The sequence below is a fragment of the Pseudoduganella albidiflava genome, from assembly GCF_004322755.1.
Classification (GTDB): domain Bacteria; phylum Pseudomonadota; class Gammaproteobacteria; order Burkholderiales; family Burkholderiaceae_D; genus Rugamonas; species Rugamonas albidiflava.
Map to the genome: position 1 here is coordinate 5,398,938 of NZ_CP036401.1, position 18,899 is coordinate 5,417,836.

The window sequence follows — 18,899 nt, forward strand, 5'->3', positions numbered from 1 at the left end:
TCCTCCATCGGTTGATTCGGCAAATCAAATATACGGTATGTCGCAATCATCGAGCGCACGACCATTCTCGTCGCGCCGCTGCGCGCAGATTTCAAAGCGCACGCCATGGTCGAAATCCATCCGGTACACCTTCCCGTAAGGCAGCGCGACGCCCTGTTGCAGTACCTTGCGGTATTGCAGCGCCGGCACGTCGGTGGGAATCGCCATCGACGTGTGGAAGTTGCGCCGGCGGTCTTGCTGGCGCCGGTGTACATCCACCAGCACGCCCAGGTCCAGCGTAACGCCGCCGGCCATGTAGGCGTAGCGCGTGATGGTGCGCGATGTGCTCAGCACGCCCCATGCACACGGTACCGCGCCGGTGGCTTCTTTCGCCGGGCAATTCTTGATCTGCGCCAGCGGGAAGATTTCCTCGTGGCCGGCCAGCTGCAGCAGCGGCCAGGTGGTGCGCACCCCGTCGCGCTTGCCGGACAGCGGATTCGTCCACGTCACCGCGTTGATTACCGAGACGGTCTGCTTCAGGCGCGCCGGGTCGTTCTGGTTGCGCATCATCGTGCAACCGGACAGCAGCGCCAGCGACATCATGGAAAGACAAAGCGGGGTTTTCATGGCATTCGGCAATAAGGGACAGTCACCAGATTAACAGATGTGCGCGCATGTAACCGCACGCACGTGCGGAACAAAACCGGGACAAAAAAAAGCCGGCGTGAGCCGGCTAAAGAGGTAAAGCAGGTAAAACAGGAATTCATATCACTGCGCTTGTCACCGCGCTTCTTTATGCATTCGTCACGCGCCGGCAAGGCGCGGTCGGGAAATCAGTCCAGTTTCCAGGCGTAGTCGACCTTGGCCCAAGTTTCGGCCGGTGCGCCATCCTTCGAGCCCGGCTTGAACTTGCAGGCGGACAGCGACTTGATGGCCGCCTTGTCCAGGTTCTTGAAGCCGCTCGATTTGTCGAGCTTGGAATCCTTCACGTCGCCGCCGGCCGAGACCAGGAACGACATCGATACCGTGCCCTGTTCTTCGTTCATCAGCGATGCCTTCGGATAATCGGCCTTGCAGTTCTTGGCATCGAAGGAAGCCGGCACTTCCGCAGCGGAAGCGGCACCAGCGAAGAGCACCGCGGTCAGTACACCCATGAAACGCTTGTTCATCTGATTTCCCCTTGTGTTATCAGCTACGGTTGATTACAGCGCCCAAACGTAATCGACCTTGGTCCAGGTCTGGGCCACGGCGCCGTCTTTCTTGCCCGGCGTGAACTTGCATGCGGTCAGCGCCTTCAGTGCCGCCTTGTCCAGGTTCTTGAAGCCACTCGATTTCTCGACTTTCGATTCCACCACGTCACCGCTCGTGGACACCAGGAAGGCCATCGTGACCGCGCCCTGCTCTTCGTTCAGCAGCGAGGCTTTCGGGTATTCGGCCTTGCATTTGCGGGCATCGACGGATGCCGGGGTTTCGGAAGCGAAGGCGGCGCCAGCAACGAGGGTGGCAGCGAAGAAGGTGATCAGATGCTTGTTCATATTATTTTTTCCAGAAAGTTGTGAATTGAGGTTGTCGTCTCGTTTGTTTGCTTAGAATTCTTCCCACTCGTCCGCGCCGGCCGGGGCGGAAGCCACGGTTTTCTTCGGCTTGGCGGTATCGGACTTGGCAACAGCGGGTTTGGCGGCGATGGCCGGAGCCGGCTTGCGGGCGGCAGGCTTGGCAACCGCCTTGACGCTGGCCGTGGTCGGCACGGCCTTGGCGGCGGTGCTCACGGCTTCGATCACGGCGCGCTCTTCGCCCGCTTCCAGCTTGAAGATCGATACCACGCGGGCCAGTTCGCCAGCCTGGTCTTGCAGGCTCTGCGCGGCGGCGGCCGCTTCTTCCACCAGCGCGGCGTTCTGCTGGGTCATGCCGTCCATCTCGATGATCGAGCGGTTGACCTGCTCGATGCCGGCGCTCTGTTCCTGGCTGGCGTTGGCGATCTCGCCCATGATGTCGGTCACGCGGCGCACCGAAGCCACCACTTCATCCATCGTCACGCCGGCCTGGCCGACCAGCTTCGAACCGCGCTCCACCTTCTCGACGGAGTCGCCGATCAGCGCCTTGATTTCCTTCGCGGCGCCGGCCGAACGCTGGGCCAGGTTGCGCACTTCGGAAGCCACCACGGCGAAGCCGCGGCCCTGTTCACCGGCACGGGCTGCCTCGACAGCGGCGTTCAGTGCCAGGATGTTGGTCTGGAAGGCGATGCCATCGATCACGCCGATGATGTCGACGATCTTGTTGGCGGACTCGTTGATCGAGCTCATCGTGTCGACCACCTGCGACACCACGGCGCCACCCTTGCGGGCCACGTCGGAGGCGCTGGCGGCCAGCTGGTTTGCTTCACGGGCGTTGTCGGCGTTCTGCTTCACGGTCGACGTCAGTTCTTCCATCGCCGACGCGGTCTTTTCCAGCGACGATGCCTGCATTTCAGTGCGGGACGACAGGTCGATATTGCCGGCGGCGATTTCACGCGATGCCGTGCCGATCGTTTCGGTACCCACGCGCACCTGGCTGACGATGCCTACCAGGCTGTCGCGCATTTCCTTCATTTCGGACAGCAGGCTTTCCTTCGCGGCGCCGCTCGTGTCGATCGAGATCGACAGGTCGCCGTTGGCAATGCTGCCGGCGATCGACGCCGTGTAGTCCGGCTCGCCGCCCAGCTGCTTCAGCAGGCCACGGGTGATGGCGATCGCGGCGGCCACCGACAGCAGCACGGCCAGCACGCCCATGCCGATCATGAAGTTACGGGCGCTGTTGAAGCCTTCCTTGGCGTCGATCGCCGATTCCTTGTTGACCTTGTCTTCCAGCGCGCCCAGCTGGTCCAGCGCTTCCATCCACTTCTTCTGCGCAGGACGGATTTCCTTGATCAGCACGCGGGTGGCGCTCATCGCGTCATTGGCCAGCCAGAACTGCGAAGCGCGCTCGATGGCGGGCATCGCCACGCCTTCATGTTCCTTGATCGCCGCCAGCAGCTTCTTTTCTTCCGGCGATGCTTCGATCGCGAACTTGGCTTCCAGCTTCTGCAGGTCGGCCTGGTACTTGGCGGTCTGCTCCTTGATGCGGGCAAACTCCGGTTCCATGTCGGCCGGGTCGGACATCAGGGTCAGCACGCGCAGCGAACCGATGCGGTCGGCCACGTTGTTGCGCATGTCGATCACCAGGCGCGTTACCACGTTGTTAACGCTAACAACGTGGTCGAGGCGATCCTGGATCTGCGCCAGGCGGAAAATACCCACCACGGTCACGGCCACCAGGAACACCAGTACCAGTGCGAAACCAAGCGCCAGCCGGCTGCCTACCTTCATTTTGCTAAGATTCATTTCGACTCTTCGTTATTTGGAGTTATGTGACACCTGGCGATCAAGATCGGGGACCGCCAGCTCTACCTCGTGAAACTCTTCTTTTTCAGAATTTTATATTTCCGTACAGCACTGTATTACGGTAGCAAGCTTTGACTGCGCATGCAAAGCAAGAGGAAGAAAAGGCGGAACATCTGTAGCTTTTCAGTCCTGTTCCACACATTGAAGACCAGCGAAATGTGTGTCCATAAGGAAAGTATAATTCTTTGGCTTGCTTACGGGCAAGCGAAATCCTACGCACAAATGCGTATTGTGGATTTCTATGGGGAAATTACGACAGATTGGCCGGAATGCGCACGAAACTGAGCGTTTCAGGCGTTTTATGAACAAAAACAGTGCGTTGGCGCACCTGAACGATGCACGCAACCTGGCTGCAAAGCGTGCCAGCTTGCCAAGAAAAACGGTGACAGGCACCATTTTTAGAGAAATGTTCTCCGAGACAACACTTGCCAGCTCGGCCGTTCAACCACTGTTCGCGCGTTGCCGGCACTCGGCTTCGTAGTGCATACAATCACCCCAACAGCGAACGGCTGGGGTCAGACCCGCCGGGTCTGACCCCGGAATTTGCACTTGGGGTGGCTTATCCACGCGGGATCAGGGATGGACCCTATTTTCCAGGCAATTTTCTTGAGCACAGGGTGCCGGCTCGTTCCGGCCCCCTGCCTCCCAACCTTGCTCCCCTACCGCCTCAGCGCTTCCAGCAGCAGCCCGGGATCCCCGGCAGCCAGCCGCTTCGAGTCCGACAGCGTCTGCCGGAACTGCCGCGCGCCGGGCAGGCCCTGCATCAGGCCCAGCATGTGCCGCGTGATCGTGTTCAGTTTCAGCCCGCGGCCGCCCTCCTTCGCCAGCTGCGCGGCGATATACGGCATCATCGCCCGCAGCACTTCCTCGCGGCTTTTCACGGGCGCGGCATCGCCGTAATACTTGCTGTCGAACGTGGCCATCAGGTAGGGGTTGTGATACGCCTCGCGGCCCAGCATCACGCCATCCACGTGTGCCAGGTGTTCGTCGATCTCGGCCTCGGTCTTGATGCCGCCGTTGATGAGGATCTCGAACTGCGGGAAATCGCGCTTCAGGCGGTACGCGTATTCGTACTTGAGCGGCGGGATCTCACGGTTTTCCTTCGGCGACAAACCCTTCAGGATCGCGTTGCGGGCATGGACGATGAAGGTGGTGCAGCCGGCATCGGCCACGGTGCCGACGAAATCGCGCACGAAATCATAGCTTTCGGTTTCATCGATGCCGATGCGGTGCTTGACGGTCACGTCGATCGATACCGCGTCGCGCATCGCCTTCACGCAGTCGCGCACCAGTTCCGGCTCGGCCATCAGGCAGGCACCGAACGCGCCTTTCTGCACCCGCTCGGAAGGGCAGCCGCAATTCAGGTTGATCTCGTCATAGCCCCATTTCTCGCCCAGTTTCGCCGACGTAGCGAGATCTTTCGGGTCGCTGCCGCCTAGTTGCAGCGCCACCGGGTGTTCTTCCTCGTTGAAGCGCAGGTGGCGCTCCACGTCGCCGTACACCAGCGCGCCGGTCGTCACCATCTCTGTATATAGCCAGGTGTGCTTCGTGATGTGGCGATGGAATACGCGGCAGTGGCGGTCGGTCCAGTCCATCATCGGGGCCACGCTAATTCGGCGACCCGCGTATGTGTTGGATTTTCCTGCACTTCCCTCTGGGAGAGCATTGTTTGGCTGCATGGCTTGTATCACTGGGTATAATGATTAATCACCTGAATTCACAACGCAGTGCTACGGATTTGCTACGAAATGGCATCAGTAATAAAGATTGGAGATCAATGGCGCGCCCAAGTTAGGCGCAAGGGCTTTCCGGCGGAAACGCGGACCTTCTCGACGAAGGGGCAGGCAACTGCGTGGGCCGCGACGACCGAGGCGAACATGATGGCGCTGAAGCACCAAGATGTGCGCATCATATCAAAGATGACGGTGGCTGACCTGATCGATCGATATGCCAAGGAGATTGGCACAGTCAAGCCATTTGGCAAGAACAAGGCTGCCGTGCTGGCGGCCTTGCGTACCCAGCTCGGCGACACGCGTCTTCCAGATCTCACGATTGAGCGGCTAACGCAGCACCTGCAAGCGAGGCAGAAGGCCGGCGCAGGCGGTGTGACGATCGCCATTGATCTGACTTATCTCGGCAGCGTCCTAAAAGCTGCAAAAAATCTTTGGCGTCTCCCGGTCGATCCGAGTGTGACTGCAGGCGCACGAGACAATATGCGTTACCTTGGCTTGTCACCAAAGTCCAAAGAGCGAGATCGCAGGCCCACGGCGGATGAACTGACGAAGCTGAAAGCCCATTTCAAGGAAAAGTTACGGCAGAGAATTCCGATGCCTGACCTTATCGATTTTGCTGTAGCGACCGCAATGCGGCTTGGCGAGATCATCGCGTTACGTTGGCAAGATTTGGACGAAAGGCATCGCACGATCATCATCCGTGACCGCAAGCACCCGCAAGAAAAGATCGGAAACGATCAGGAAGTGCCGCTACTTGGCGAAGCTTTTGATATTGTGCTGCGGCAACCTCGCAATAGCGGAGAAGATCGTATCTTTCCAGTGACAGAGGGAAGTGTCAGCACCATTTTCCCGCGCGCCTGCAATGCGCTAGGAATCGAGGATTTACGTTTTCACGACTTGCGCCATGAAGGAGTATCGAGGCTATTCGAACAACGCTACAGTATTGAAGAGGTGGCTTTGGTATCTGGTCACCGAGATTGGAAAATGTTATCAAGATATTTGCACCTACGGGCTCGCGACTTACACAGGCATGATCTTCAGGAAACAAATTAATGTCCGAAAAAATTATTGAAGTCACTCAGGCCTTATCTGACGGTACCTTCCTGAGCAATTGGCAGTTTTGGCTTATGCTTGCTGCAGTCAACATTGTCGTAACCACTGCAGCAACCTGCATAACAAGTTTTTATTCGGAGAAAGGCAAGTTCAAGGCGATAGAATCTAATTTTAGCAAGGTTATTACCCAGCTTGAGAGAACGACTCAGGCCACGAAAAGTATTGAATTATCGCTATCGCATCAAGACTGGATTGAGCGCGAATTCAAACTCATCAGGAGAATCAAACTGGAGGAAGTGATGAATGGTTGCTTGGCAACACGGGACTGGCTGGGCAAGGCAATGATTTACAGGTCTGATGAAACACCTGATGCCGACCAAACACCGCTCACCAAGGTGCTAACCACCATCGAGCTTTATTTTCCTGAGATGGCTAACCAAGCTGACAATCTATTGCAAATCCATCACAAATTTCTTCACAAAATCCTTGGCCTCCAAATTAACTTGCACAATAAAGAGAAAGAGTTGATAAAAAAACGAGGCGAGCTTCAAGCGTTATCTAATGCACCGGCCGTTTTGCGGCGAATCGCCATCGAACCACTAAAGGAAGAGATCACGAGTCTTGAGCAAGATTTCAATGAGCTAAAGTCGTCCTATAGCAATTCCCTTCACGCCGATTACGCCAAGTTCCTGGAATCGTTGAGCGCTGTGAAAACTGAAATCCGAACAATAATGCGAAAAACAATTTCCTCATGACAATTATTACAATTTGAGGGCACTAGAGTTTCGTCTACAAAACTCGGTAAACGAAATGCAAGTTACCCTAAAGGCAGTCTTTATTCCGAACACCTGGAGCTTACATGGAACAACCTGATGAGTCGTCACAGGCCAAGTTGCAATATGCCGAACGGGTAAGCAATGCACTCGAATGGTTCAAGCATGCTCGGTCGCTGCTTGCTGCTGCGCGGTCAACGCGTGAACGCGCAGCTGTCCTCATCGACCACTTTGAACGTTCTGACCTAGAAAATGTTGCCTCGATGTTATACGGCTTTTCGCTTGAGAACCTCTTCAAAGCCCAATGGATACTTAAGAAATTTGGTCCTCCGGACCGCGAGGGCTGGGCACCAGTTGCGGAATTTCCAAAGGAGCTCAAGACCCACAACTTGGCACACTTGGCAAAGCTAGTTGACCCGAGGTTGCCAGATGAATTCAGTGCACTGTTTTACTTTTTAACAGAAGCTGCTACATGGAGCGGCCGCTACCCATGCACTCTTTTCCCAGAAGATGGTGGGGCGCAAGCACGCTGGCCAGCGCTAAATGATCAGGCTGAAGAAGTGTTCAAGCGGTTCAGTCGCGAATTTACTGCTTTCGCCTGATCGCCCGAAAACTAACGCGCCGGAATTATTTTATAACCAACCCCTATAGATGCACGCCGTTAATGAAATATGTGAATCCGATAAAATTGGCTGAAATGATTTCGAACATTTGGATTCCCGATAAGATCCCTGTGTACAAGTTTCTAAGCCGGAAGTATTTCGATATGTTCTTTGAGACTGGCAATCTACGCCTCGGAACTACCGGCGATTTTGCTGACGGCATCGCGCATGGCGCGGCAAGGCTGGATCGCGAGGAAGGCAGGCATAGGACTGAGATTCGACTGGCTGAGCACCATTATGGCTCAGGTGGGCCAGATGCCTATTTGGACAGGGTTTTTTCCGGTTTGAATGATGGTATAGCCTTCAAAAATCTTAACCTTTCGATGCAGCATACCTTTCCCGATTCTCACGTTTATTGCGCTAGCATGTATTACAACGAGGCCATTTTCCAGCGATGGCATACTGAGGAAGGTACAGATACTTGCTTTGAAATATTTGACTTTATGGGCTTCTTAGATGCAATAACTAAGAAACTCTCTCGCGATCGCTTCTTTTTCGGAGCAGGACAAATTGACTATATTGAAGGAGCTCAAAGCTATGATTCGAAGTATGTCGACTTCCCATCAGTCTTCGTAAAACAAGCTGAAAAGTTTTCATGGCAAGTCGAAGGGCGCGGCGTATGGGTACAGAGAGGCCCTTACTTAAGGATTACGTCCATGGTAGTGGACGTTCCTGATGCACGTCAATTTTGCCGCCCGTTTGCCGTGTTAAAGGAAGGAATTATCACTTATCTATAATGGTACCAGTGCAATCGATGCCTGCGTTTCAAAATAAGCTCATCCCTTCTTGAACAATTCTTCCCGCATGCGCTGTTGCTCCTGCACGCATGCGCACTCGTCCAGCTCGCGGCGCAGAACATCCCGGATCAGGCTGTTCGGGCCGATGAGGTACTGGTCAGCCCGGGCGGCGATCGCGCGAAGCCGGGCGATTTCCCAGAGCAGCGCCTGCACATCACCTGGTGCTGGTTCGTGCCGACGCTGGCCAATCTCATGTAGCTGTTCCTTGGACAAGGATGGCTTGTAAAAGTTGCTCATAGCATCGGGGAATACTGTGTTTTTATACAGTATATCAGTACGCTAGGCCGTGCTCCCGTGCGGCCGCCTGGCACGCGCGGCCGGTAGCCAAGTCCTTTTCGACAGCGATCATCAACGCTTTAAGATCTCGGTCAACGTCGCTTCGAACCATCCGGCGGGATGAATCGGCTCCATCGCCGCTGCTGGGAACTTCGGGAGTGGACGCTCCGGCAGATCCACCACAGATGGCGGACCCGACGCGCACCCGCTCAGCAGCAGCGATGCGAGCAATAACAGGCTGGACTTCATCATTTTTCCCTTTCGTGATGCTTTCGTTGGTCGCGGCCTGGCGTGCCGCTGCGGCCGCGTTGTCCTTCAATCGTTTCGTGATTGCTTCGTGCTCGGCATTCGCCCGCTCGAACTCCGCCGCCAGGTGCTCGCCTTGCTCCGCGGAGCGGCCAGCGACATAGCCAGTCGCAAGGGCTGCTAGAAAAACCGCTATCGCCGCGCCGGCGCGGAAGAGGATCGAAACCAGTTCGGCCGGGATCATTGCGCCCCCATGCACTGAGCGTGCTTTCTCTTCCGATCGGCCCAGAGGCCGGCGCACCGTCCGTTGCCAGGCGTCGAGCAGTCGAAACCAGCTGCGTACCGGAAGAGGAGGATGGCGTCGCACGCGGCACGATAGTCGCCGGCATTGAGCCTGCGTACGATGGTCGACCGGCAGAAGGCGCTCGCGCCGATGTTGTACGAGAGGTCGACGTAGACGTCGTACTCTACCTGGTGCAGTGGCGCGGTCACGCACTGCCGCAGCGCTCCCTCGAACTGCTGGGAGTCCGCAAGCGCTCTTTGGGCTGCAACCACTGGCGTAGTGACATCGCCCATACGCACGCCGCCCGTAGTACCGAATCCGAGCGTTGGGACGTCTCCCTTCGTGGGGATGATCGCCCGATCGGTGTAGCCTTCGCGCGTCAGGATACCGACGAATGCTGCAGCGGAGAGCGACAGTGCGGCGACATTCATGCGAGCCTTATTCATGATGCTCCTCCAGGTGCTTCAGCCTGGCCGCCGTTTCGACTTCCTCGCGACGATCCTTCCGGTACATATAAATGGCATTCAGCGCGAACGTGAGCAACGCTGTGGCAATACCAATGATCACACCCCATTCGGTCAGCGTAAGGGACGATGCGATGGAGACGCCGGCACCGGCGTAGCTGATGACCTCAGGGCTGGCTGGTCGGCTCATTTGCAATCTTTCATAAAATAGTTCTTCAATTCGATACTGGGTTGTCTCGATGTGGATACTCACGGATCAAGCGCCGCCGCACGCTGCCAGGCGTCGTTGAATTCTTCTTCGGAGGCATAGAGCTGCGGCCACATCATGTTGACCAGCCAGTTGTCGCGCCGAGCGGTCTGCGCCGCAGTCCAGTACGCACGGGCCCGCGCGCCGTCGTCGCCCTCCATCCCGTTGATGATGGTCTCCGCGGAAGTCATCTTTCCATCATCGACCAAGATCAGCTTCAGATTCAGCATCGGCACCCCGTCCACCTCCGATACGGGCGGTGGCAGCGATGCCGGCGGCCGGGCAAACGCCTCTCCATCGAACAGCCAACCGATCTGTGCTTCGTCGCTGCGAACCCAGTTCGGCTCCAGCGCTTCGTTTGCATCGGCCACGTTCGTGACCACTCCATAATTTACGATCGCGTATCGCATCAGCTCACCATGCCCAGATCCGCGCGCGCCCTTTCGAGCCCGCGCCGGAGGTTAACGTACCTGTCCCGCCCGAATTGCCGTAGCCGGCACCGCCGCCCCCGCCGCCCGGATCCGCTCCCGCCACCGCGGTGGCATTCGCTGCCGCTCCGGCAGCTCGCGCATATACCCCGCCGTTGCCCGCCTCTTCCGACGTAGTGGCGTCGATGTCGGAGCCGCCGCTAGCAAAAGTGCTGCCGCCTGTTCCGCCGCCCTTCACGGCATCAATGCCTACCCATGGGACCGGAGCATCGAGGCCGGCCCCTGTTGATCCCGCAATGCCGCCCTTGCCTCCTTTTGCAGTCAGGTATGAGCCGAACGTTGTATCGCCTCCGTTGTTCCCATTAACGCGACCTTCGCCCACCATCGATACGGCAGCCGCAGCGGCGGGAATTGTCACCAGGACGCTTGCCGGCAGGGCGGAGGCAAGGAACAATTTCCACTTCCATTGCCCGGGTCCGCCGCCGCGCGCATACCCGTTGTTGCCCGCCCCCGAGGCCACAGCACCACTAGCCCCTCCAGCCACCAGCTCGACCATCACCCACTTGGCGCGCGGCGGCTTCGTCCAGGTCCCCGACGTGTTGAACTCCTGGAAGTGCGTCTCGATCGGGAACTGCCAGCTCGTGCTGACGCCGTTCGTTTCCAGCATCTTGCCGGCCTGACCGGTCTGCGTCGGCACGGTCACGTCGGCGCCCTGCTTGCCAGACAGGGTCACGGTCCAGTCGGTGTAGGTGCCAGCGCCCAGGGCGAACGACGATTCCAACACGGTCGCGCCGGTGACCTTGTTGTAGCTGGTCACCCGGCACATCATGTAAATCGTGTCGACGGCGCTGGTGCGCATCAGCAGAACGAACGTGCCCGGCGTGAATTGCTTCCCGGCCTGCAACGTCAGCGCCTTGGTGCCAGTGCCCACCGCCAAGCTAGTCGTACTGGTGGCGGTCCAGCCGGCAGCAGCGCTCGCGGCCATCGAGGCCGACGTGGCGGCATTCGCGGCCACGGTGTCGATGTTGTAGACCACAGTCATCACATCAACCAGCATGGGCATCAGCCATTTGCGGTGCCCGCCGTTACTCATATCCCGCGAGGAGCTTCCGTCGTCGCTATACGTACGGCCATTCACAACAAAGGTTGTCATCAGAGCTCCTCGATCGCGAACGGAACGCTGTGCGTCCGGGGGTATGGATAGGCGATCGGGCCGAGCTCCGCCATGTGACCGAGCATGCCGTACCGCTGGCACTCCGCCTGGTCTGCGGGATCGGGCAGATAAAGCACCTCGCCCCAAAGACCCTGCCGCCGCTGGATCTCATGCACGGTTGCAGCCTCAGTTTTCGTCAGCCAGTCAAGGACAAAGCTGGCTCCCCGCCTGCGGCGCTTGACGGTGCCGAGCGGGTAGCCGCTGGCGGTTTTGGTAAGTTCAGTGCCATCCATCCAATAGTGCTTCAATCCATAGGACGCGTTGTACCGCGGCTGGAATCCACCGCCAGCAAACAACCGGCCGATCTGGACATAGCCTGCGGGGTTCGTCGTATCGTCGATGGAAATCGTGACGTATCGAGCATTCAACCAGGTAGGCAGCGCGTGCACGGCAAGGTAAGGATAGCCCGCATATTCGGCCGGATCGTCGATCGCCCCTTCCCAATACGACGCCGACTCCCATTCCAGCAGGTCGCCATCGAACGTCATGCCCCACACAGCCTGGAACCCACTTTCGTAGATATCGGCGGCGCCCGGCGTGGTGCCGACCTGGACCCGCCACGACGCATTGATGCTCAGGTTGTGATTGGCCAGCGCGAACGCCCGGAGGTTGCACACCCGGCCAAAGTCGACCTGGAACCGCGTGCTGGCCAATGCCGTGTCGACGCTGCGCGCCACGATCCATTGTTCACGCTTACCGACATTGCTGATTGGCAGTCCAGCCACCCAGCTCCCGAAGTTGAACGTTGCGGTGTCCGCCCGATTGGGGAAACCCAACAGAATATTGCTCATATCATCCCCATAAAACGTGGTCTACTTTTCCTGCTGCCGTGTCGTACCGCACCGCCACGATCTTGAATAATTTCCCCGCGTCGTATCCGAAACGAGGCACCTGCACACACACCACATCGCCAATATCGAGCGCGAGTGTTTCGGCCGAAAGAAGGCTGCTCACGGCAACCTGGTCGCGCGCCTTGAAGAACCAGTCGACGTATTTGTCGCGAAGCGCGACCCAAGCCGCGTTGCCCATCAATGGCTGCACGTCCAGCGTGATCGCCTCGGCTGACGGATGCTTCAACCTGATCGCGTCATTCGCATAGCTGTAGCTGGCATACCAAGGAGCGCGGGAGAACGTTGTGCGCGTCACGCTGGCCCCTTTGGCCAGCTGCGAGGGCCAGGCTCGACCGGCGTTGATGCTTACCTTGTACGCCGGCACTGGCGCGCCATCAGGCGGGCTACGTACGAAAGACAGCGTGTTCTGCCTTGTGAAGGTGTAGCTCGGCGCACCACTCGGCACCGCAAACGCTTTCGCTTCGAATACCCCGAGCCGGTTAAATCCGAAGTAGCTCCCCAGCCGGGCCGCGTTCTGCGTCAGGATGTCGAGGTAGCTTGTACCAGCTGATTCCACCAGGTGCCCGACCGGGTCGAGGGTGCCGGTTACGGTACCCGTGAACCCCGCTTCAGCCAAGAACGCCGCTAATGTCCACGCCGCGCCACTGGCCTGCAGGCCAGTCGTGCTGACACGCAGATCCCCGGCCGGGTTTGAGCCCAGGCGCATCACGGTCGGGCCACCGGAATAGACCTGGTATTCCCCAGGTGCGGGTGCGCTCGCTAGCAACTCCGCGATGCTGGCAGCGGTGCCGCCGCTTAGTTCGATGCCCTGGTCCCACACCGAGAAGCCACCGCCGCAGCGGCCAGCGCTGATCAGGTACGTTTGAGCCGTCTCGTTTATCAGTTGGGGCGGCGGGTAGCCAACCTGGCCGAGGAGGCGCTGTTTCGATTCGCCGGCCAATGCCGCCGGGCCTTCGATGCCCCCGGTGCCGGCGAACGTTGCATTTAGCACGGGTTTTTCCAGCAGCTGCAGGTCGTCACGCAGACGCAGACGCACCTCCGTGTAGTCCATCACGGCCCCTTCCATCGTGGCCACGAATACGGTCGTGAAGTCTGCCGGGTACGCTGCGCCCTGCTCGCCCCAGCGCAGCGTGAAGGCCCGGCCGTCGAAACCATACTCGCGCCAGGCATCGAACACACCATCCCCGTTGAACAGTACCGCCTCGCCGAACGCGGGCCGCACCGCTCCGAACGTGCGGTTCCCGCTGAACATCTCGCGGCGGTAGCTGCCCGGGTTCAGCAGGCAAGGCCGCACTGGCGTGTTGGCCGGCATGTCGGTCGGCCGCGTCGTGAATCCATCGCCGTTTGTCACGTAGAACGTTTTCGTGGCGCCGGTGGCGTCGATGGCCGCCGTGATCTCAGCTACAAACACTTTCACACGCGGGCCTCTTCCATCCGTGCGCTGTTGACGATCTGCGCCAGCTTCGCATTCGCATCGTCCATTTTGGCCAAGGTCGTCGTCGCTACGGCAGATGCTTGCGCGATCTGCGCTTCCAGCTTCGCAACGATTTGCTTTTGCTGTTCGATTTGCGCCTGCGCCAAAGCCAGTTGCTTGTTCACTGTCTCCTGCTGGCGGGCCTCCCGCTCGGCCAGGCCAGCATCGAGCCGGCCCATTGCATCGACGGTCAGCTCGCTGGACAACTTCACGCTTGCATCAACCGTATGCAGGACTTCCAACTGGTCGTTGAGAGCATCGAGCTGTGGGTCGTAGTCTGCCGTAGCAACCGCGTCAATCGAGTCCATCACCGATTCAAAAATATCTACAAAGCCAGAAGATGAACCGAAGTAGTCCCGCGCTTCTTCGATATACGCTTGTGCATTGCCGGTGAAGTTTGATATGGCATCCGCGTTGCCAGCCTCCACACCTTCCAGTGTGCGCTTGTAAAGAGCGGCGGCCGCATCCAGCTGATCCTCATTGCTGAGCGGCGAAAGGTCACTGAATCGCATGCTGCCGGTGAACTGCGCCAGTTCCTGCGCCATCGATTTCAGCTGCTTATACCCATCAATCTGGGTCTGGATCGTATTTGTCGCAGTTGCGTCGAGGTCTTCCGAAAGCGCGACCTGTTCCTTGATTCGATCGGTGATGACGGACTGCAGTTGCGCCGCTACTTCCGATGGATCGCTCGCGGTACCCAGTTGGCTGAAAAGCTCCTCTTCCCTGCCACGCAGTGCCGCGAGGCGATCGGCTGGCGTCATCCCGGCCAGCTGCGCGCTGCGGATCGATGCCTGGACGGACGCGCGGGAATTCTGGATTCCCGCGAGCCCATCCATCGCTGCCTTCAGCACATCCTGAATGCTCTTGTCGACAGCTCCCATGATCTGGGCCAGGCTGTCACCCAGGCGCTCGACGTTCGCCTGCGCCTCATCGCGGTCGGCCGTGTATTCCACAATGGCTGCCGTCTCTTTATTCAGCGCGGCGAGCCGGTCGTACAAAGCCACGGTCGATTCCGCCATGCCGGCCGTATCGAGCGCGCGGATTTCTGCCTCGTTCATGCGCCCCCGAAGGACCGCGTCGATCTGGGTTTGCAGATCCGCGTTCGCCGAGGCCAAGGAGTCACTTGCCGTCTTGGCGCTCTCAGCCGCCACGACCTGGTCATACAGGGCAAGGTTGCTGCCATCGATCGCGGCGCGCTGCCGCTCCTGCAGCTGCACAGATGTCAAGGTCGCTGCATCGAGCCTGTCTTGCAGACCAGTACGCTCGTCGGCAATATCTTGCGCCGACCGAGTCAGATCCTCGATCGCTTCATGCGTTGCGGCGAAAGCTGATTCCAGCGACATCAGCGCCGCATACTGTTCCGCGCCAGCTTGAGTCGTTTTATCCAGGCCCAGCACCACGTCTTTGAACTGGTCGCGGGTCGTCACGCTGGCCAACCCCATGCTAGCCAACTGCTCGGTGACATAACTCTGCACCGGAGCGAGACGCTCGGCCTCGGTCAGGTAGTTCTCCGCGAACGATGCAGTGCTTTCCTCGACCTGGTCGATCCCGCCCATCAGTGCGATGAGTTGCTCACGCGCCGCCAGGCTCGACAGGCCGACTGCGCCGAAGCTATCGCCTGTCGACGTCAGCGCAGCATCGAGCCGGCCATAGTCGGATGCGAGGCGCACCACGGTTTCCGCATATCCCTCCCCTACCTGCCGGAAGCCATCGAGTTCCGGGAATACCGCCTCGGCCATGTCATCCATGGCCTTCGAGAGCACGGCATTCAGGGCCTCGGTCAGCTCGTCGCCCGACAGTCCCTTGAGCGAGACTTTCGTCATGTCAATCGACAAGCCGTCGAGCACATTGGTAACGTGGTCGGCACCGACGCCCAGGCTATCGGCAGCCGCGGCGAGTGCACCTTCGACGTTGGTGAAAATAAGCGCGAACTGGCTCGACAGCTCATCGCTCAGCGCCTGTGTCTGGGTCGACGTGGAGCTGCTCTTGATTGCACCGAACAGCTTTTTCTTGACCGTTTCGATGGTGGCGTATTGCTCATAGCCAACACCAGACTGCAGATCATTTACCGAGCCACCGAACTGGATACCGGAGTCGATCACCGTGCTTTTGCTCAACCCGAGGATTGCCGACGCGACCTTGGTCATCAGGTCGCCCATCGGACCAATGCCTGCGCCGTAGTAGGTGGACGTCAGCGCGTGCTGCCCAACCGCTCCGCGATTGGCCGTGGTGCCGGTCGATGCAAAATCGCCTGTCGCCACGGTAGCATCCTGGACAATCAGGCCGGTCAGTCCAGTCATCGCCGCATCGATCGACCGAAGCGCCATCAACATTTCCTTGTTGATGGGGATGAGATCTCCTGAATTCTCTTCGAGGAGCTCAATGGAGTTGGCGATCGATTTCGACTGCGCTTCGCTATCTCCGAGCACGCTGCCCGTGCCTTGCTTGGCCTGGACCTCGGCGGCCGATTGGCCGCTGCTTCCCGATCCGCCACTGCCGCCGCCGCTGATGGCAACGCCCAGGCCTGCGACAATCGCGGCCATTGCTGCCATTCGAGCGAAGGCCGAATACGGATCACCCGTGCCTTGGTTCAGCACCGCCGCGATACCCTTTGGCACCAGCTCGGCCATGGTCTGGGCCAGCTCGGCGGCATGGAACACCTTCGACACGGCCATCAAGGTCTGGTACCCCTTGCTCTGCTCTCCGAAAAAACCCGCAGCAGCACCGGCCATGTCGCCGTATCCAGCGAGCTGGTTTTTCGTCTCGCGGTCGTTCAGCTCAGCTACGGCCTTCTGGTAGCCCATCTGGTCCAGCTGCTTGGAGTTCAGGGCCTCCAGGGCGTTTTTCCGCTGCTTGTCGATCTCAGCCTGCCGCTTGCCGTAGCCGTCCAGTATCCCTGTCACTTTGGAAATTGCCTCGCCAGCGCTGCCGAACGCTTCCCTCAGCGATTCGCCAAATGTCTGCGCCTTGGCCGGATCGAGAAATGCGTTGAGGTCGTCGAGCGCTTTTTTCGAGGATTCCAATCCCTCGACCGCGCTCAACGCTTCGGCGTTACGCTTCTTTGCAGCGATCAATGCGTCGAGGTCTTCGATCTGCTTTTCGGTCAACTTGCTGGCATCCTGCTGTGCACGCTGCTCTTCGAGTCTTGCGACTTCAAGCTCTTCGATTTCCCCCTTCGACAAGCCGAACGTGGCGGCCAGGCGCTCATTCGCCGCAGCCTCCTCCACGGCGGCCTTGACCTTCTTCGTGCTTTCCTCCGCAGCTTGCTTAGTCTGCTTGGCTGCCTCGCGGGTGCCGTCAACGACTTTCTGCATCGTATCGAGCTGCTGCAGCTGCGTGACCAAACCGGCCGCCTCCGCTTCCGTGAGATTCACAGTCCCGTTCAGGCGGCCCTGCTGGATCTTGGCAATTTCCTTCTCTGAATCACTCAGCTCGCGGCCTGCATCGATCTCGGCCTGCAGCAGCGCGAGGCGATCCGCTACGGACTTGTTGAGCGATTCATAGTCGCTCCGCGCACTGGCGACGTCCGCCGATCCTTCGCCCGCTCCGCTCGACTGATAGGTCAGCGGGCGTTTTTTTGGGGCCGGCGCGTCGGGCTTCGCCGCGGCGCGATCGGCCACACGTTTGAGAAATGCCTGCTCGAACTGATTTGCAGGCACCTCCCATAAAGCAGCCAGGCTCCGATTGGATTCTTCGACAACAGCATTGCGTTCGGCGAGCCCCTTCATCATCGCCTCATTCGGTGACTTCCCGTTCGCCCAGGCTTCGATAGCGGCGATTGGGTTGGCATTCGCCAGTACAGTGTTGGCCAGCTTCACATCCGCCCACACGGCCTGGAAACTGCCGGAGATCGCCTTCATAAGCCTCCAGGACAACGCCGCAACGTCGGCAACACGGGCCAATCCAACACCCAGATCATCGGCCCATTGCGTAACGTCATTGCCCGCGAGATCATCTGCCGACTTTCCGGTATCGATGAAGGCGCCGAGCAGGTCGTTCACCGCAGGCAACGCGGCCACTGTGATCTCCGTTGCCAGGCTCAGCAGCTTCGCGCGCAGCTCACCGGTCTGGTCCTGGAACCGCGCAGCCTGGTCGACCGCGTCCTGAGTGACGCCAGTAAACCGCTCAATGCTGCCAGCTGTGTCATTCAGAAATGGCATCAGATCCGCACCCGATTTCCCCAAGGCGTCATTTACCAGGGCGGCCTTCGCAGCTCCGTCTTCGTAGTCCTGAAGATTCTTTGAAATATCGATGAAGACTTCCGCAGGATCGCGCATATTCCCGGCCGCATCCTTGGCCGAAATGCCAAGCGTCTTCAGGGCTTTATGCACCTTGCTCGAATCCTCGTCAGCGGCCGCCATGCCCTTGGCCAGCTTGGTCACGGCACTGTCGACGCCTGCAAAGTCCTGGCCGAACGTTTGCGCCACCTGCTGCAGACGCGACAGCGTCTCCACCGAAGAACCGGTTTTCTGTGCCAGATCGTCCAGCGCGGCCAGGTCGTTGATCGCGTTGTTCATAGCGCCCAATGCCGCATCCAGCGTCACAACCGTGGCGACTACGCCAACAACACGCTGGCCGATACCAGTGAGCGCCTCGCTCAGCTGCGCCCCGCTCATGCCAACGTTTTGCAAAGAACCCGACGCCGATGCGCGCAGGCGCTCGAATTCTTCGATTGCCTGCCTTGCCACTGCAGTGATGATTACGCGTGTTTCAGCCATTTTTCTGTCGTCGCTCTTCCCACGCCGATAGCGCGGCGCGTTCCATGACTTGTAAATCGATCAGCATTTGCTTGCGCGCGTGCCGCTCTACCGTGTACCGCAACATGACCTCGACGCCCGGGTAGTTCAGGCCAGTGCGCACGCCTTCCGCAAAAAGCCATTGGGTGCCGCATCGGTGGAACAGGCTCCAGACCTCGACATGCTCCGGCCAGAGGTATAGGGGATCCACCCTCTGGACTGCCGCTGAACCTGCACGAGTGAGGCCCCAGGCAGCGAGTGCATC

The 18,899-nt window shown here is 59.0% G+C and carries 19 protein-coding genes; 4 read left to right on the forward strand and 15 right to left on the reverse strand.

All coding sequences use genetic code 11. The features are described from left to right. Window positions 1-24: 24 nt before the first annotated feature. The 5 genes from EYF70_RS22415 to dusA all read right to left on the reverse strand — a co-directional run bounded on the left by EYF70_RS22415 (window position 25) and on the right by dusA (window position 4,996). On the reverse strand, window positions 25-606 hold the full coding sequence (locus tag EYF70_RS22415) for a hypothetical protein (protein ID WP_131147375.1): 582 nt from the start codon (window positions 604-606) through the stop codon (window positions 25-27). 206 nt (window positions 607-812) lie between these two features. After that, on the reverse strand, window positions 813-1,148 hold the full coding sequence (locus tag EYF70_RS22420; RefSeq protein WP_229420508.1) for an energy transducer TonB: 336 nt from the start codon (window positions 1,146-1,148) through the stop codon (window positions 813-815). A 33-nt stretch (window positions 1,149-1,181) separates the two neighbouring features. Further along, window positions 1,182-1,514 carry an energy transducer TonB gene (locus tag EYF70_RS22425; RefSeq protein WP_131147376.1) on the reverse strand — a complete coding sequence of 111 codons (333 nt, stop codon included), beginning with the start codon at window positions 1,512-1,514 and terminating at the stop codon, window positions 1,182-1,184. Window positions 1,515-1,565: 51 nt separating this feature from the next. Then, window positions 1,566-3,338, reverse strand: coding sequence for a methyl-accepting chemotaxis protein (locus EYF70_RS22430; protein ID WP_229420509.1), 1,773 nt, complete (start codon window positions 3,336-3,338; stop codon window positions 1,566-1,568). Between the two features lie 719 nt (window positions 3,339-4,057). Beyond that, complete coding sequence (gene dusA, locus EYF70_RS22435; protein ID WP_229420947.1) at window positions 4,058-4,996, reverse strand: tRNA dihydrouridine(20/20a) synthase DusA; 939 nt, start codon at window positions 4,994-4,996, stop codon at window positions 4,058-4,060. 279 nt (window positions 4,997-5,275) lie between these two features. Here dusA and EYF70_RS22440 point away from each other — a divergent pair, with 279 nt between their 5' ends. From EYF70_RS22440 to EYF70_RS22455, 4 genes are all read left to right on the forward strand, one after another. Then, window positions 5,276-6,184: a site-specific integrase gene (locus EYF70_RS22440; protein WP_229420510.1), complete on the forward strand. Its 909-nt coding sequence runs from the start codon at window positions 5,276-5,278 to the stop codon at window positions 6,182-6,184. Continuing rightward, window positions 6,184-6,939, forward strand: a complete 756-nt coding sequence (locus EYF70_RS22445) for a hypothetical protein (RefSeq protein ID WP_131147379.1) — start codon at window positions 6,184-6,186, stop codon at window positions 6,937-6,939. The genes EYF70_RS22440 and EYF70_RS22445 overlap by 1 nt, the downstream gene beginning before the upstream one ends. Window positions 6,940-7,043: 104 nt before the next feature. Further along, on the forward strand, window positions 7,044-7,559 hold the full coding sequence (locus EYF70_RS22450; RefSeq protein ID WP_131147380.1) for a hypothetical protein: 516 nt from the start codon (window positions 7,044-7,046) through the stop codon (window positions 7,557-7,559). Window positions 7,560-7,621: 62 nt separating this feature from the next. After that, window positions 7,622-8,356: a hypothetical protein gene (locus EYF70_RS22455; RefSeq protein WP_131147381.1), complete on the forward strand. Its 735-nt coding sequence runs from the start codon at window positions 7,622-7,624 to the stop codon at window positions 8,354-8,356. Window positions 8,357-8,395: 39 nt separating this feature from the next. On the opposite strand, the gene EYF70_RS22460 is transcribed toward EYF70_RS22455, so the two are convergent. From EYF70_RS22460 to EYF70_RS22505, 10 genes are read right to left on the reverse strand one after another with little or no spacing between them, the layout of a single operon-like run. Further along, on the reverse strand, window positions 8,396-8,629 hold the full coding sequence (locus EYF70_RS22460) for a hypothetical protein (protein ID WP_131147382.1): 234 nt from the start codon (window positions 8,627-8,629) through the stop codon (window positions 8,396-8,398). Window positions 8,630-8,687: 58 nt separating this feature from the next. Next, entirely contained in the window at window positions 8,688-9,182 is a 495-nt protein-coding gene (locus tag EYF70_RS22465; protein WP_131147383.1) for a hypothetical protein, read from the reverse strand. Beyond that, on the reverse strand, window positions 9,179-9,667 hold the full coding sequence (locus EYF70_RS22470; RefSeq protein WP_131147384.1) for a lysozyme: 489 nt from the start codon (window positions 9,665-9,667) through the stop codon (window positions 9,179-9,181). Before EYF70_RS22470 ends, EYF70_RS22465 begins: the two co-directional genes overlap by 4 nt. Then, window positions 9,660-9,938: a holin gene (locus EYF70_RS22475; protein WP_229420511.1), complete on the reverse strand. Its 279-nt coding sequence runs from the start codon at window positions 9,936-9,938 to the stop codon at window positions 9,660-9,662. Before EYF70_RS22475 ends, EYF70_RS22470 begins: the two co-directional genes overlap by 8 nt. Continuing rightward, window positions 9,935-10,342 (reverse strand): hypothetical protein, encoded by a 408-nt coding sequence (locus EYF70_RS22480; RefSeq protein WP_131147385.1) that lies wholly within the window; start codon window positions 10,340-10,342, stop codon window positions 9,935-9,937. The genes EYF70_RS22475 and EYF70_RS22480 overlap by 4 nt, the downstream gene beginning before the upstream one ends. 4 nt (window positions 10,343-10,346) lie before the next feature. Beyond that, on the reverse strand, window positions 10,347-11,513 hold the full coding sequence (locus tag EYF70_RS22485) for a glycine-rich domain-containing protein (protein ID WP_131147386.1): 1,167 nt from the start codon (window positions 11,511-11,513) through the stop codon (window positions 10,347-10,349). Next, window positions 11,513-12,364 carry a hypothetical protein gene (locus EYF70_RS22490; RefSeq protein ID WP_131147387.1) on the reverse strand — a complete coding sequence of 284 codons (852 nt, stop codon included), beginning with the start codon at window positions 12,362-12,364 and terminating at the stop codon, window positions 11,513-11,515. Before EYF70_RS22490 ends, EYF70_RS22485 begins: the two co-directional genes overlap by 1 nt. 1 nt (window position 12,365) lies before the next feature. Next, complete coding sequence (locus tag EYF70_RS22495; RefSeq protein WP_131147388.1) at window positions 12,366-13,841, reverse strand: hypothetical protein; 1,476 nt, start codon at window positions 13,839-13,841, stop codon at window positions 12,366-12,368. Next, a complete protein-coding gene (locus EYF70_RS22500) occupies window positions 13,838-18,616 on the reverse strand; it encodes a hypothetical protein (RefSeq protein ID WP_131147389.1) in 4,779 nt (1,592 codons plus the stop codon). The genes EYF70_RS22495 and EYF70_RS22500 overlap by 4 nt, the downstream gene beginning before the upstream one ends. After that, a complete protein-coding gene (locus EYF70_RS22505; protein ID WP_165497768.1) occupies window positions 18,609-18,845 on the reverse strand; it encodes a DUF1799 domain-containing protein in 237 nt (78 codons plus the stop codon). Before EYF70_RS22505 ends, EYF70_RS22500 begins: the two co-directional genes overlap by 8 nt. Window positions 18,846-18,899 lie beyond the last annotated feature (54 nt).

Coding starts and splice junctions, on each gene's coding strand:
- EYF70_RS22500 (WP_131147389.1), bottom strand. CDS start 18,616: ATGGCTGAAACACGCGTAATCATCACTGCAGTGGCAAGGCAGGCAATC.
- EYF70_RS22465 (WP_131147383.1), bottom strand. CDS start 9,182: ATGATCCCGGCCGAACTGGTTTCGATCCTCTTCCGCGCCGGCGCGGCG.
- EYF70_RS22455 (WP_131147381.1), top strand. CDS start 7,622: ATGAAATATGTGAATCCGATAAAATTGGCTGAAATGATTTCGAACATT.
- EYF70_RS22490 (WP_131147387.1), bottom strand. CDS start 12,364: ATGAGCAATATTCTGTTGGGTTTCCCCAATCGGGCGGACACCGCAACG.
- EYF70_RS22430 (WP_229420509.1), bottom strand. CDS start 3,338: ATGAATCTTAGCAAAATGAAGGTAGGCAGCCGGCTGGCGCTTGGTTTC.
- EYF70_RS22440 (WP_229420510.1), top strand. CDS start 5,276: ATGATGGCGCTGAAGCACCAAGATGTGCGCATCATATCAAAGATGACG.
- EYF70_RS22480 (WP_131147385.1), bottom strand. CDS start 10,342: ATGCGATACGCGATCGTAAATTATGGAGTGGTCACGAACGTGGCCGAT.
- EYF70_RS22445 (WP_131147379.1), top strand. CDS start 6,184: ATGTCCGAAAAAATTATTGAAGTCACTCAGGCCTTATCTGACGGTACC.
- dusA (WP_229420947.1), bottom strand. CDS start 4,996: ATGATGGACTGGACCGACCGCCACTGCCGCGTATTCCATCGCCACATC.
- EYF70_RS22415 (WP_131147375.1), bottom strand. CDS start 606: ATGAAAACCCCGCTTTGTCTTTCCATGATGTCGCTGGCGCTGCTGTCC.
- EYF70_RS22470 (WP_131147384.1), bottom strand. CDS start 9,667: ATGAATAAGGCTCGCATGAATGTCGCCGCACTGTCGCTCTCCGCTGCA.
- EYF70_RS22485 (WP_131147386.1), bottom strand. CDS start 11,513: ATGACAACCTTTGTTGTGAATGGCCGTACGTATAGCGACGACGGAAGC.
- EYF70_RS22420 (WP_229420508.1), bottom strand. CDS start 1,148: ATGAACAAGCGTTTCATGGGTGTACTGACCGCGGTGCTCTTCGCTGGT.
- EYF70_RS22425 (WP_131147376.1), bottom strand. CDS start 1,514: ATGAACAAGCATCTGATCACCTTCTTCGCTGCCACCCTCGTTGCTGGC.
- EYF70_RS22450 (WP_131147380.1), top strand. CDS start 7,044: ATGGAACAACCTGATGAGTCGTCACAGGCCAAGTTGCAATATGCCGAA.